Annotated in this window: 13 protein-coding genes; 9 read left to right on the top strand and 4 right to left on the bottom strand. The window is 39.3% G+C overall.

What is annotated here, in order from left to right; translation table 11 throughout:
- Nucleotides 1-878, bottom strand: an 878-nt coding sequence (locus ACI2JM_RS14370; RefSeq protein ID WP_404645079.1) for a siderophore ABC transporter substrate-binding protein, incomplete at its 3' end; no start/stop codon positions are given.
- A 493-nt stretch (nucleotides 879-1,371) separates the two neighbouring features.
- Here ACI2JM_RS14370 and ACI2JM_RS14375 point away from each other — a divergent pair.
- From ACI2JM_RS14375 to ACI2JM_RS14385, 3 genes are all read left to right on the top strand, one after another.
- Nucleotides 1,372-2,307, top strand: coding sequence for a TonB family protein (locus ACI2JM_RS14375; protein WP_296241923.1), 936 nt, complete (start codon nucleotides 1,372-1,374; stop codon nucleotides 2,305-2,307).
- A gap of 123 nt (nucleotides 2,308-2,430) precedes the next feature.
- Nucleotides 2,431-3,120, top strand: a complete 690-nt coding sequence (locus ACI2JM_RS14380; protein WP_404645081.1) for a MotA/TolQ/ExbB proton channel family protein — start codon at nucleotides 2,431-2,433, stop codon at nucleotides 3,118-3,120.
- Nucleotides 3,121-3,334: 214 nt separating this feature from the next.
- A complete protein-coding gene (locus ACI2JM_RS14385) occupies nucleotides 3,335-3,736 on the top strand; it encodes a biopolymer transporter ExbD (protein ID WP_296241920.1) in 402 nt (133 codons plus the stop codon).
- A gap of 460 nt (nucleotides 3,737-4,196) precedes the next feature.
- On the opposite strand, the gene ACI2JM_RS14390 is transcribed toward ACI2JM_RS14385, so the two are convergent.
- The 3 genes from ACI2JM_RS14390 to ACI2JM_RS14400 form a co-directional block, all read right to left on the bottom strand.
- The gene (locus ACI2JM_RS14390) at nucleotides 4,197-4,484 is read right to left on the bottom strand and encodes a transposase (protein ID WP_404645083.1); all 288 of its coding nucleotides are present in this window, start codon (nucleotides 4,482-4,484) and stop codon (nucleotides 4,197-4,199) included.
- Nucleotides 4,391-5,314 carry an IS256 family transposase gene (locus ACI2JM_RS14395; protein WP_404645085.1) on the bottom strand — a complete coding sequence of 308 codons (924 nt, stop codon included), beginning with the start codon at nucleotides 5,312-5,314 and terminating at the stop codon, nucleotides 4,391-4,393. Before ACI2JM_RS14395 ends, ACI2JM_RS14390 begins: the two co-directional genes overlap by 94 nt.
- 134 nt (nucleotides 5,315-5,448) lie before the next feature.
- Entirely contained in the window at nucleotides 5,449-6,414 is a 966-nt protein-coding gene (locus ACI2JM_RS14400) for an alpha/beta hydrolase (RefSeq protein WP_404645087.1), read from the bottom strand.
- Between the two features lie 372 nt (nucleotides 6,415-6,786).
- Here ACI2JM_RS14400 and ACI2JM_RS14405 point away from each other — a divergent pair, with 372 nt between their 5' ends.
- The 6 genes from ACI2JM_RS14405 (at nucleotide 6,787) to ACI2JM_RS14430 (ending at nucleotide 12,961) form a co-directional block, all read left to right on the top strand.
- A complete protein-coding gene (locus ACI2JM_RS14405; RefSeq protein ID WP_404645089.1) occupies nucleotides 6,787-7,455 on the top strand; it encodes a hypothetical protein in 669 nt (222 codons plus the stop codon).
- Between the two features lie 138 nt (nucleotides 7,456-7,593).
- Nucleotides 7,594-8,349 carry a TonB-dependent receptor plug domain-containing protein gene (locus tag ACI2JM_RS14410; protein ID WP_404645091.1) on the top strand — a complete coding sequence of 252 codons (756 nt, stop codon included), beginning with the start codon at nucleotides 7,594-7,596 and terminating at the stop codon, nucleotides 8,347-8,349.
- Nucleotides 8,350-8,860: 511 nt separating this feature from the next.
- On the top strand, nucleotides 8,861-9,991 hold the full coding sequence (locus tag ACI2JM_RS14415) for an SIP domain-containing protein (protein WP_404645093.1): 1,131 nt from the start codon (nucleotides 8,861-8,863) through the stop codon (nucleotides 9,989-9,991).
- Nucleotides 9,992-10,320: 329 nt separating this feature from the next.
- Nucleotides 10,321-11,637 carry a hypothetical protein gene (locus ACI2JM_RS14420; RefSeq protein WP_404645095.1) on the top strand — a complete coding sequence of 439 codons (1,317 nt, stop codon included), beginning with the start codon at nucleotides 10,321-10,323 and terminating at the stop codon, nucleotides 11,635-11,637.
- Between the two features lie 54 nt (nucleotides 11,638-11,691).
- Nucleotides 11,692-12,627: a hypothetical protein gene (locus ACI2JM_RS14425; protein ID WP_404645097.1), complete on the top strand. Its 936-nt coding sequence runs from the start codon at nucleotides 11,692-11,694 to the stop codon at nucleotides 12,625-12,627.
- 13 nt (nucleotides 12,628-12,640) lie between these two features.
- On the top strand, nucleotides 12,641-12,961 hold the full coding sequence (locus ACI2JM_RS14430) for a hypothetical protein (protein ID WP_404645099.1): 321 nt from the start codon (nucleotides 12,641-12,643) through the stop codon (nucleotides 12,959-12,961).
- Nucleotides 12,962-13,037: the final 76 nt, after the last annotated feature.

Consider the following 13,037-nt stretch of genomic DNA (forward strand, 5'->3'; position numbering starts at 1 on the left):
GCACCATCTTCACCAATGGCGGCACTGCGATCGACGACGAATAACCAGTCTGGATTGGTTTTTTGGATGTATTCAAACGAGATTGGCTGACCGTGATTACCATCTTTAATTTGATTATCTGCTATTGGGATATTAAGTACGGTATGAATAAAACCATAGCGTGACTCAGTACCATATACGGACATTTTATTGCCATTGACCATGACGACTAAGCCTTTACCTTTATCTTTGGTGGCAGCTTTGGTTTCTGCTAACAGACCATCGATGTCACCTTGTAGTTGTGCCGCTTGCTCGCTTTTACCGAATAAAGCGCCTAAGTCAGACAAGCGACGTTTGCTCGATTCATAAATATCGGCAGTATCGACACTCATATCAAGAGTAGGAGCAATACTTGCTAATTCATCATATTTTTTAGCAGTGCGACTCCCAATCAATATTGCCTGTGGTTGTAGTGCGTTCAAGGCTTCAAGATCCGGTTCAAACAATGTACCTACTTCTTTTGGCTCCGGTTGATCTTTTGCTTGCAGATTGTCTAACAACATATTGCTTGGCATACCTTGAATAGGTACTTCAAGAGCCGCTAAATCTTGCATTAACGTCATGTCATATACTGCAATGGGTGACGGATTAACTGGTAAGCTTATCTCACCTTTTGCAGTATCAATTTTTATACTAGTGGTAGATTCGCCATTATTCGTAGCATTCGATACGGTATCTGCCGTTTCATTCTCTGTTGTAATCGTTGCAGTTTCAGAATCGCTAGAGTCGGGTGAGGTACAGCCTGTCAAGCTGGCGGTAGCTATTAATGTTGCCATCATAGTTTTTAATAAAGGACGTTTGAATACGGGCACTGGTATAGAGAGTAAATTAGTAAACATAGGTAACTCATTATATTACAAGTTATAGAAAGTTGATTAATCAAATGACTGCAAAATATGGGGTGGTTAGTAAAGAGGCTGCATAGCAGTATTCATAACGGCGCTCTTCGCAAATTAATTTGTCTTTAAGGCTATTGACTACTTCAGGATTAATGCTTACTTGAACTTTTTTAAAGTTCAAAAAAGTAAACAGCGATTATCATAAAGTAGTTAACAGTATTTATCAATGATAATGAGAATTATTATCATTTTTGATTTTATAGCTTCATAGGCTGAGGTATTTAGCTCTAGCGAGAATTTTCAGTAGTGACTTAGTGGTAGGAAGAATTCTTCTTGAGTACATGAAGATGAGAGAGGGTGCTTTGTAAGCGGGAATAAATATTTAAAAGATAGTTATTAAATTTATTGATAATAGTTATCATTTGCATTAACATTGCTATTACATTTTGTTTAATAAAATTATTAGGCTGTTATGGGTTCAACAAGTTTCAATATGCCATCAGTTAAATTAACATCCACAGTTATGGGTTGTGTTGTCGCATTACATTTGCTGACAGCAATCGTATTGGTGATGGTCAAAACCCCTGTGATTACTATTAAGCCACTTGAAATAACACCGCCTATAGAAATACAGTTGGTGTCAGAAGTTACGACAATTGCAGAGCCGGTGATGGCAGTCGCAGAAGTCGAACCTATTAAAGCGCCTAAACCACAATCTGTTAGCGTACCTGAGGCAAAACCAGAGCCAAAAAAAGCAGTGCAACCAGTTGTGAGGAAGGAGAAACCAAAGCCTCAAGTTGATACTAAACCAGCTACTGCAACAACAAAGATAGTAGAGAGTAAGCCTATCATCAAACAATCAATACAATCACAAGAATCGGATGCCTTAGCTCAAGCAAGCGCTTTAGCAGCCGATAACGAACGTAAAATATTGGCAGCACAGACTGAAAAGGCTAATCAACAAACGCATGCTAAAGCTATGCGCGAGGCTCAGGCTGCAGCGGATACCAAAGCAAAGGCAGATCGTGAAGCGCAAGCCGTATCCGATGCCAAAGCTGCACAAGCCGCCCGTGCAAAAGCTGAAGCCGCGACTCGTGAGAAAGCTAATCAACAAGCTGCTGCTGCAAGTAATACACCAGTCAATTTCACTGCGACCAACGCTAACTGGGCATCAGCACCGAGTTTTAGTTTTCCTGCTCGTGCCAGACGAGGTGCTAGATCAGGGGAAACTTTTAGAGTTGTCTTGGTACTACAAGTTAATAAGCAAGGCAGCATTGATAATGTGAGCTTAGCGCAATCTTCTGGCAACGCCGCACTCGATAGGGATGCTCAACAACAAGTACTTTCTGGTAAATTTAAACCCTTTACAAAAAATGGCGTACCAGTGGTGGGTAATGTAACTTTACCTATCAGTTATGCAGCACCATAAAATTTAGTTATTTAACGAGCCTATTATTTTTAGAGAATCATTACTGATGATTTTTCATGATAAGTGGATATGTGGTACTCGCAACAAACTCATATGATTGCATAACATATTAAGGAGTCTGATATGGATTTTACAAGCTACTGGCAATACAGCGATTTGGTGACCAAAAGCTTGTTTTTCTTGCTATTGGTCTTATCGGTGCTCTCTTGGGTAACTGGTATTATTCGTATATTACAAAGCCGAAAATTGGCCGCCTGTGTTGCTGATGATTTGAGTCAGCAGGTTGAGATGAAGCGTTCAGCTGTGATTAACTCTGATGCTGCTATGCATCGATTAGTCATTGAGCAAGCATTATTAAAGCATATCGGGCGTTACCGTTTTGCTAGCGAACGCGGCCTACCTATTTTAGGTACCACTGCAGCGATCGCGCCATTTATTGGGTTATTTGGTACAGTGTGGGGTATTTTTCACGCGTTACATAATATCGGTACCAGTGGGCAAGCAGGACTTGGACAAGTGGCAGGACCAGTTGGCGAGGCGCTCATTATGACAGGTCTCGGTATTGCCGTCGCAATTCCAGCAGTGGTGTTTTATAACCTTGCCGTACGTATCAATCGACGGGTAATGTACCATGCCAATGATAGAGCCCATGATTTATTGGCGCAGTCTGTTGATTTAGCAGCAATGCACCCTTCAATGGAGCCTCATAATGTAACTGAAAAGCAAAGCATAACCACTAATGTCACTTTTAGTAAGAGTGCTCATAGCAATAGTAGTATTCATACTGATACACAAGAGGCTTACCAACAGTAGCATTGCTAGATTTTATTTATAGTCAGAGCACTTTTAAACCGCTACGGTGTTACCCGCCCTAAATGTACTCAATGTACTATCTGCGGTCGGTCGCCTTGTAGCGATTCTAAAATTCCTTGACTATATAAAGTTGTTGTAAATGCCAGCGCTGGATGGTTTTTTTAAAGCAAAATTTTATGATTTTGTATAAGACTGACACACGATAGAGAATATTATGGCATTTCAGTTAAGTGATGATAACGTCCAAAGTATGAATGAGATGAACCTCATTCCACTGATTGATATCATGTTGGTATTGATGATTATCTTTTTATTGACAGCGACTGTTTTGAATCCAACAGTACCGCTCGATTTACCCAAAACCAGTGCGCTAATCAATGAGCAGCCACCTGAAGCAATCCAAATTAGTATAGATAAAGATGCTGGTATTTTCTGGGATAGCGATCCTATTAGTATGGAAGGACTAGGGGTGCGTCTACAACAGCAAAGTGGAGCTGGTAAAGACCCTTCCGTGCTATTAAGAGCAGATAAAGAAAGTAGATATGAGACGGTGGCGCAGGTACTGGCGGTAGCCAGTCAAGCAGGGCTGAGCAAAATAGCCTTTGTAAATGAATAGTAATGAAAACTAGGAGCTATTTAGCAGAGTTGGCTTTCAATATAATCAATCCCGCTATTATTAAATACAAATAAGATAATAATAAACATAAATATCATAACAACCTTTCTCTCTCGCCTTGCTTGGGTAACCTAGCGAGGTTTTTTTTATCTAGTAGATAAGGTCTGAGTGCTAAATGTATCTTGAACATACTCAATCTTAAAGTCACTCATCGCTAGGAGGTCTAAACCATAATTATTAAGGTAATGATTTTTTAAGGAATAGGTATCATTCCAATTGATAGGGGGAGTTGAAGAGTCTTAAAGTATAAGTTTTAAAATATCTGCTATAGATCAATAAGAATAAGCCTACAGTTTTTCTTAAAAGGAGCCCATCCCAGATTCTGTGTAACTGCCGTTTAGATTAAATGCTTGCTGATACGATCGTCAAACATAATCATAAAACGATTAAGAGCAGACGTTCAGTTACGAATAGGCATCGACCATTTTTTGGATGCTTGTTGGGTGGCTAAGTACACCACCTTGAAGGCGGCTTGATCAGACGGGGACACCTGACGCTTATTCACCGCCGCCCGAATCACACTGTTTAGCGACTCGATAGTATTGGTGGTATATATGACTTTTCTGATGTCTTTAGGGTAATTAAACAATACCGTTAAGCCTTCCCAGTTATTGCGCCAAGACTTGATGACATGTGGGTATTCTTTGCCCCATATCTCATCGAAATGCTCAACGTTGGCCTCTGCCATCTCAAGCGTATCAGCCCATAGATGATCTTTAAATCAGTCGCTACGGCCTTTTTATCCGTCCAGGGTACAAACTTCATTGAATAGCGCACCATATGCACGATACACAGCTGCCCCTGTGCTTTGGGGTAGACGGTGTTAATGGCATCAGGGAAGCCCTTTAGACCATCGACACAGGCGATTAAGATGTCTTGTACTCCACGGTTTTGTAGTTCAGTGAGAACGCCCAGCCAGAAATTAGCGCCCTCGTTCTCTGACAGCCACATACCAAGTAACTCTTTTTTACCGTCAAGATTAACGCCTAGAGCTAAGTAAATAGCATTGTTGATGATCTGCTTGTCTTGACGTACTTTAATGACAATGCAGTCTAGATAGACAATAGGATAGATGCTGTTCAGTGGTCTATTCTGCCACGCAGTGATGTCTTCCAAGATGTTGTCAGTGACTCTTGAAACTAAGCTACTTGAGATATCTACATTGTATAGCTCTTTAATGGTTTCGAAGATCTGAGTGGTGATTTGACCTTTGGCGTATGAGCGAGGAGAAGCAAGTGTCCGGGGGACAGTTGCCCGAAGCGCAAGACTGTGCCTGTAGTGAAATATGATTTTATTATCAAGACCAGTAATACGACTTTGATGCTTACTGACCAGCACAGGCTCAAAGCTGCTATTACGGTCTCTTGGAGTTGAGACCTCAAGATCGCCGATGTCACTGCGGACTGTCTTTTTAGTGTGACCATTACGCTTATTGGGCTTATCTACCTTTTCATGCTTGGGGTAGCTAAGATGATCTTCCATCTCAGCTTCAAGGGCAGTGTCGATGAAGGATGTCATCAAAGCTATTCATGTTACCAGCCATTTGCTCAGCCAGTTTTTTAATGTCAGATTGGGTAGTCATTGCTTATTCTCCGGTTAGCGGATTATAAGCAGTTACACAAAGTTTGGGAAACTCTCATTAAAAGTCAGTCTTAGAAACGTTTTAAGCTCTCCAATAGAGAGGTTGTAAATACTTCTCCGTGTGATTGATTGTAAAACTGATAACTACAACTCTTCTCAAAGTGGTCACAGACTTCCTTGGCGAATTCTTTTTTACTCATCAGAGTGGGCACTACTACTGGGATAGTGGTTTGCTCTGCAGAGTGACTAAAAGTGAGTCGTATTTGTTTGTGTTTATTATTGGATATATCTGCAAGTTGCGCTTCAGGAAGGTTTTGATACGCTTGCCAATAGTTAATCATCTCTCCATCTTGCCACCATAGTGAAGGATCAGCACTGAAGTACTGCTGATAAGCTTCAGGGTCCTTGAACAAATTATACAATACAAACAAACCACCGTAAGAGTGTCCCCAAATGGCTTCTTGCTTCGGTTTCTCGCCCAACTGTTCATATACCCACGGCTTAATTTCTTTTTCTATCAGCCCATAAAAATGCTCTGCACCACCATTTAATCGCTCTCTACCTTCTTCTGTAAACGCACTGTTATCTATAGTGTTGGCTAATAATGGTGGGGTATAGTCGTAGGCGCGGGCATCGACATCGAAGCGATAAGGTATTTGGTAACCTATAAGGACCAAAGCAGGCGCTGATTTTTTTGGCGTAGACTTGGATAAGGCGCGCAGCGTTTCTGTATCTAAATCATCAATAGCCGCATTACCATCAAGCATATAAAGTACTTTACCAGGAGTTTTTACAGAATTGTTAGAGAGTTGATGATCGGTTGTTTGCTCAGGAATAGCTAACCATACTTGATAATGACGAGGTTTTGCATAGGCTTGCAGCGTTTTCAATTGTGAATCTGTTACGCTATAGGAGGGTAGTTCTGGTGCAGGTGTAATGAAGGTATGATATACGAAACGATATCCGGTATCTTTGGCATGCAATAAGCTCATATCTACTGTCTTGGTCAAGTCAGGTTTAGCATAGCTTGGTGACATCATTACTCCTGCTATGGTTATCGTTATAATTGCAAGTTTTGTCTGAAATTTTGACATACCTATCCTTTATCATATTCAAAAAGCCTTGAGCATAGTATTGCTTATATGAAAACTGTAAGAGAATTAACAAATGTATTTTATATCCTTGATAAGGATTGACAACTAGTTACATTATCGTAATAATAATGCATATGATAATCGTTATCAATTACAATTTCTTTCTAGTAGTTCTGCATTTCACAAAAATCCTTCTTATGAGATTAAATTATGTCACGTTCAACTCAGTCATGTTTCAGCAAAAATCTATTATCTAAATTTTCAGTTTTATCTATTGCGCTGTTATCTTTAGGGATTGTAGGATGTCAAAATACGATGTCACCATCGAGCGCAACGCCTGTATTTACTTATCACTCTGTGACAAACGGTCTCATGAACACGCAAAGCAGTTATGCTGATACTCGTTATTTGACGATTGACGGCAAAGACTATCCCGTTTCTGAAAACTCTGCTCGAGTAGTCATCAATAAAGCGAAAAATGCACCAGAATTGGTCGCAGATATTTTTGATGGAAAAGGTGAAGTTGCGGTACCAGGTTATAAAGTGATGTTGATGGCTCGAACCAATTCAGTCGCTGTAGAAGCCAGAAAGCTAGATAATGGTAAAGTTATCGATAATCGCATGATTCACCGTGGCAGCAAGTCTCTTGTTGGTATTCCTGTTGTCAACGGACAAGCAAAACTTGATCAGGCACAATTATTAGATTTCGATATTATTTATGATGATTTAACGAAAGTCGTTGCAGAGGGCGAAGTGGTCAAACCACGGGGTACAAAATTAACCAAAGCAGAGACACCCATTACCAATAAGAAAGTGGTCGTGCATTCACTGACCTTGCCGAACATTGCTAGCGGTGAAAGTGCAGGTGGTGGTGTTAATTTCGAAGCCAGTGCAACGGTAGACGGTAAAGTTGTCAAAACTGGCGCTAATAGTGCCTTCAATATCTTTTATACCGCTACTAGTGATAATGCTAGAGGATTTTAGTTGTTGAGTGCTAACCGGTAAGAGCAGGCTCTGACTTCACTAGATGAAGTTAGAGTTGTTTTTATTTAATAGCTATCTGTTTTTAATGCCATTAACAAACCCAATGGGTTATCTACTATGGCTTTAAGGAATACTAACGTGGTTCATAATACCTCAAATCAATCCTCGCATTTTAGACTGTCACCGCTGTGCTATTCTATATTATCTTTACTCTTTATGTCACCAGCGATAGCTGCTGAATCAGAAGATAGTGCTGATGCATTGCCTAGTACCACTTTAGATACGATTGTGGTAACCGTGAACTCTTTATATGCCATTGATCCAAGTGAAGATAATGACTTATATAATGCCAATGTCGCGACGGTCGGTACCAAGATACCAGATTATCTAGAAAATATTCCCCAGTCTATCAGTTTGATCACCCAAGCAAAAATTGATGACTTAAATCTTGATACGTTAGACCAAATTGCTAAGCGCACGACCGGTTTACGAGTTCTGAAAGATGATGATGGGCGCTCATCTATTTACTCTCGTGGTTATGAATATGATCAATATAGTATTGATGGGCTCGCATCTCCCATGGCAAGTATCAATGGCACCTTGCCTAATTTAGCCGCATTTGACCGAGTAAAGGTTATGCGCGGACCTTCTGGTTTGTTTAACTCAGCGTCAGAGGTGGGCGGTGTGGTGAATTTGGTTCGAAAGCGTGGTAAAGCCAATATTAGCAATCCAGAAGGCTATGGCGTATCTGCTGGTCTTCAGGGCAGCTTGAGCGCCGATGATAGTCTCGTTGGTCGCACGGTACTGCAATACAATCAAAACAGTACGACCTACGTCAGTGTTGATAAGCAATTGAATGATACCAGTAAATTTGGTCTGGGTTATTTGATGTAAGATTGACAAATCACCCCCAATAATGGTCTGCCTACCTTTGCTGATAAATCTTTAATCTCCCTACCTAATAATGATTTTTATGGGGCTAAGTGGAACGACTTTAACAGTCAGAGCCATGATGTGTTTGCTGATTTTGAGCATCGTCTGGCTAGTGTTGGTGTCATAAGTGTCGGCATTCGCTATTCTGATAGAGAGGCTGATTATCATTATGCCTAAGTTGCAGGTATCTGGTGGTTATAGCTATCTAGATAGTGATATCAAACAGACCTCAACACTGGTCAATTAAACATTTATAACCTGTTAAATAAAGACCGTTATGTCCGCGTCGGCTCACTCAATACCTTTAATATGCCAGGTGATGAGCGTGAAGTAAAAGCGTCGCTGTCTTATAAGTTCTAGTTTGAACCATAGTTAAAAGTATTGTTATCACACAATATTAATGGATCAGGCGATTGAGTGAATCATGCGCCTTGTCTTTTTTATAAAACCAACTTTTTATAAAGGGTGCATTATGTCCCAAGTTTTTGATCAACATTATACAGACAAAGTGCCATTACCCATGGCAGCTAAAATAAAGTTCATGAACCATGTCAATGATGAACACCAAGATGAATTGGCGCTGTTTGTAGAAGCATTTGCTGACACCAAGCTCAGTAATGATATGGCAGTTGTGGTAGCAGAGGTTTATAGCAATGGATTATTGCTCGAAGCATCAGTCCAAAATGTAGAAGCTTTGCCAAATCACAAAGTAGAAATGTTATCTGATGGCATCAGCCAGTTTTTTATTGAATTTGAAAATGTGATTGATGAAACCATTACTTTGAAGTCGCAATATATTAACCTTTTGCAAGTGGCTTCAAAGAAACTTGGCAAGCTCGCGATAAAACAGCAAGAGCGTTATTTCACTGTGATTGATGGTTATTACGCCAGCCCGAATATATTCCGATTGGTAGTCGCTGCACCTGCTGATACGCCACTGAATCATGCAGGATACGCCTATCTGTTTGAAATGAATACTGACGTATCAATTAGTCATAACTCTGCCGCCGCCTCGGAGAAATTACAGCGTTACTATACCTTGCGAAAAGCATGGCAAGATGCAGAAACTCAGCAAATACAGGGTTGGGTGGATATTTATATTCATGGGGATACCTCTGGTGGTAATTGGGCGAGAGCGGTTCAAGCAGGAACACAGCTTAAAAGTGTACGCGATTATCCAGAAAGGATTGCGCATTTAAATGATGGTCAGTGCCTGCTTCTGTGCGACGAAACATCTATGCCGACAGTCGCTAATTTATTAGAAAACTGGCAAAATCCGATAGCGCCAATCGTCATTGTCATGACTAATGATGGTGCAGAGCTGTCTTATCTACAAGAGATCGAATTAAGTCAGACATTGGCAGAGATAAATAGTTTTAAACAAGACAATATAGTGTATATTTTGAATACACCTTCTATTGATCTTCCAGATGCTATTGTCTCAGCTATAGATACACGTTTAGAAGACGGCTCTATTCTTATAGAGAAGGTTTGGGGCGCGCTTAGCGCAGCTGATGCCAAAATATTAAGGCGCCAATTAAAAACTAAGTTTGATTTATCTCGCCAAGATATGGTTATGAAGGTGTATTGGCGAACTTCTTAAGGAGTAGGTGTATCTTATTATTGAATCTCATGCTTATTCAAATAAAAATAAGGCTAATAAAAATTTGTATTTTCAAAATTACAATAAGGAGATAGTCATGGATAGACGAAGTTTCCTCGAAATTGGTTCAGGATCTTTAGCGATCAGTGCAATGAGTATGAGTAGCACTGCATCGGCTCTGCTCAATTGTAGTTTACATGACTATTAAGGCATACAGCAATGTGATGCTAGTATAGATAGTAGACTAGCTTTTATGAGTGCAAGGTGGCAGTAGTGAATACCTAGCAGATTTGGCAGGTATTGCCGCAGACCTAAACGTTTCAGCCAGTATGGATGCCAATCAAGATGAGATAGATAAGTATAAGCCTGCGCTTGGCAATGGCAAAGATGCTATCACTCAAGCTGAGAACAAAGAGCTGCTCAATAAGAATGATATAACGCTGATTACAGCGCTAGATAAAGATCCAGAGAGTTTTGATTATAAAACCTCCTATAAACAGGACATTCAGTATGCTCTTTCGTATTTTAGTCCTGGTGCTCGTCAAGCCTACGAGAAAATCGATGCAAGCCAAGAGAAAGCTTTCTTTAATGGTCAAAAAAAGGCGGTGTATGATTTTGGCCAAAGGATCGTAAACGCACCAGATGATATCGAAGCGTTATATCAAGCGGCTAAAGAAGATCCTGCAGCCGTTGCAGTAGAAATACTGAAGTCTTTAAAAGACATACCTAAAGAGTATTACGATAAAGGAGTGACTATTGTAGGTACCTCTTTCATCGGTGATAATGATAATGATTTTTATAACTCTGGTATAGCATCAACTGAACTTGGATTAGAAGCTATCACTGCGATCGTATCGGCAGGTGGTGCGGTTGTTGTTAAGAAAGGTATAGGTAAGTCATTAGATATAGATATTATACTGCCAAATAAGAAGCTAAATAATAAGCCAAATAGAGATTCTGATAATTCTGGTAGCATTGGTTGGGGTAATTTATCTCCGCGCCCACAAAGCACTGATCTCAATAGTGATCTTTTTAAACCGTTACCAGGTGATAAAAAAACAGGTCAGCCATCGGGTGAAGATGTTAGAAGTGGTGATAGTGGAACAGAAAATGTATCAATTATAGATAAAGATATAGCGAATCAAGAACGAGAAAATGAAGTGGTTTTAACACCTCTTCCAGCAATTCCTCAAAACCCGTCTATTAGTAAATTTACGTCTTCACCTGAATTAATAGAGAGCTCCAATCCGTTATCTGGAAATAATACTAAAGTAGATACTCAACAGTCATTTACATCGAATGGAATTACTTATTATCCTTTAGATGAAGGAGGGTATTCAACTACTAAACCGTTAAATACTGCTGATAGACCTGTTGTTGATACTACATCGATACCAGCTAAACAAGATACTATCAACACGTTATTGACACAAGTTAGAACTAATGCGGAAGGTAAAAACACTGCATACAGTAAGGGAGCAGTTGGTGATAGTATTATCGAGGGATCTGATTTTGATAACTTTACTATCCAGATATTGCAGATTCACAAATTAGCATTGCCACCGTTCGTGGTGGTAACAAAGATAATATGGGAGCTGATTTTCCAGCCTGTACTAATTGTAATAGTATTCTACCTGATGATATGAATATACCGACAGGTAGAGTTCCCATACAGTCTATGGGTACAGCACAAGATTCCAATGGATTATATAAAAGAGAAGAATAATATGTATTTAAAACGACTTAAACACTATCTACTAACCCAGCTTAATGGCAAATGGTATTATCAATATGAGCTTTACACAGGCATTGTTTTTTTTGATAAACCTAATAACCAGTTAGAAGCCTATGAAGTTAAGGAAGGTGAGATCGATTTACCTTATATCTCACCTTGTCAGATAGGATTGCCTTCGCCTATTAATATTGACTCTACAGGATTTTGTAATGAGGACTTAGATGAATATGGTTGTGGCACGATACCACAAATTTATCAAGATAAGTTATATCAAGGTATGTCATATACCTTTGATGAAGGTATCTGCGATAGAGAGATCTATACCATTGAAAATGGCGAAACAGAAAATCAGATCATGTGGAAGACCCAAACCTATGAACCATTCATGTTTGAGCTTCGATATGAGGATAAGCAGTCAGGTTTCGATTATTCGAACACCAGTAAAGATTATGTAACTTTTGGGTATGGTAAAACTTGTAAAGAAACCAATCAACTTGAGGAGATTTCTATCAAGTATATATGGAAGGAAAATACAATAGGTAGCTTAACGATCATAGGCAACATTCTTACCTCAAGAAACTACCTTGACTGCCCAATTCCTTTACCAAAAATGTACGAGTTAATCGAGAACTATCGGTATTTTATATTTGATAAGTTTGTATCTCTACATATAAATGAAGATATGATAGATAAATTATTCTGTATATGGGTAGCAAACAATAGCTTTAAAAATGTAGAAAAAATACACATCAGTGGTCTGGACGGTTTAAACGATTTAGATATTTTTAGTAATAAACAGATTTTTGGCTCCCTGCGAAAAATACTCCTAAATAAAAAAACATCCTTAAAGCAAGTAGAGAGACTTAAGGCCATTGCACCTGATATTGATGTCATATACTAATATGGATAAAGCAATGAAACGACTCAAATCAACGCTATTAACTGAACTAGATGGCCGATGGTATTACCAGCATCAACTTTACACTGGAATTTTATTTTTTGATAAAGAAAATTATTTAATAGAAGTTTTCGAGGTCGCAGATGGTGTAATAACCAAACTTTATACGCCTATTTGCCAATATAAGCCTATTTCATATCCACAAATAGACTGTAGTGATTTCTGGAATATAGATGAAGACGACTATGATTGTGGGATGATTCCGCAACGTTACATGGGTGAACCATATCATGGTATATCTTATACTTTCTTCAATGGTATAGTTAAGTCTTTATAAAATCGATACAGCCCATATCATGAAACAGTTTAGGTAGATTATTCTCCATCCATCCTTGGCGTAGAAACTTAGCCTG

Source organism: Psychrobacter sp. NPDC064578 (genome assembly GCF_044901245.1).
Classification (GTDB): Bacteria; Pseudomonadota; Gammaproteobacteria; order Pseudomonadales; family Moraxellaceae; genus Psychrobacter; species Psychrobacter cibarius_C.

Coding starts and splice junctions, on each gene's coding strand:
- ACI2JM_RS14375 (WP_296241923.1), top strand. CDS start 1,372: ATGCCATCAGTTAAATTAACATCCACAGTTATGGGTTGTGTTGTCGCA.
- ACI2JM_RS14380 (WP_404645081.1), top strand. CDS start 2,431: ATGGATTTTACAAGCTACTGGCAATACAGCGATTTGGTGACCAAAAGC.
- ACI2JM_RS14385 (WP_296241920.1), top strand. CDS start 3,335: ATGGCATTTCAGTTAAGTGATGATAACGTCCAAAGTATGAATGAGATG.
- ACI2JM_RS14390 (WP_404645083.1), bottom strand. CDS start 4,484: ATGGCAGAGGCCAACGTTGAGCATTTCGATGAGATATGGGGCAAAGAA.
- ACI2JM_RS14395 (WP_404645085.1), bottom strand. CDS start 5,314: ATGACATCCTTCATCGACACTGCCCTTGAAGCTGAGATGGAAGATCAT.
- ACI2JM_RS14400 (WP_404645087.1), bottom strand. CDS start 6,414: ATGTCACCAAGCTATGCTAAACCTGACTTGACCAAGACAGTAGATATG.
- ACI2JM_RS14405 (WP_404645089.1), top strand. CDS start 6,787: ATGTCACCATCGAGCGCAACGCCTGTATTTACTTATCACTCTGTGACA.
- ACI2JM_RS14415 (WP_404645093.1), top strand. CDS start 8,861: ATGTCCCAAGTTTTTGATCAACATTATACAGACAAAGTGCCATTACCC.
- ACI2JM_RS14420 (WP_404645095.1), top strand. CDS start 10,321: ATGGATGCCAATCAAGATGAGATAGATAAGTATAAGCCTGCGCTTGGC.
- ACI2JM_RS14425 (WP_404645097.1), top strand. CDS start 11,692: ATGGATTATATAAAAGAGAAGAATAATATGTATTTAAAACGACTTAAA.
- ACI2JM_RS14430 (WP_404645099.1), top strand. CDS start 12,641: ATGAAACGACTCAAATCAACGCTATTAACTGAACTAGATGGCCGATGG.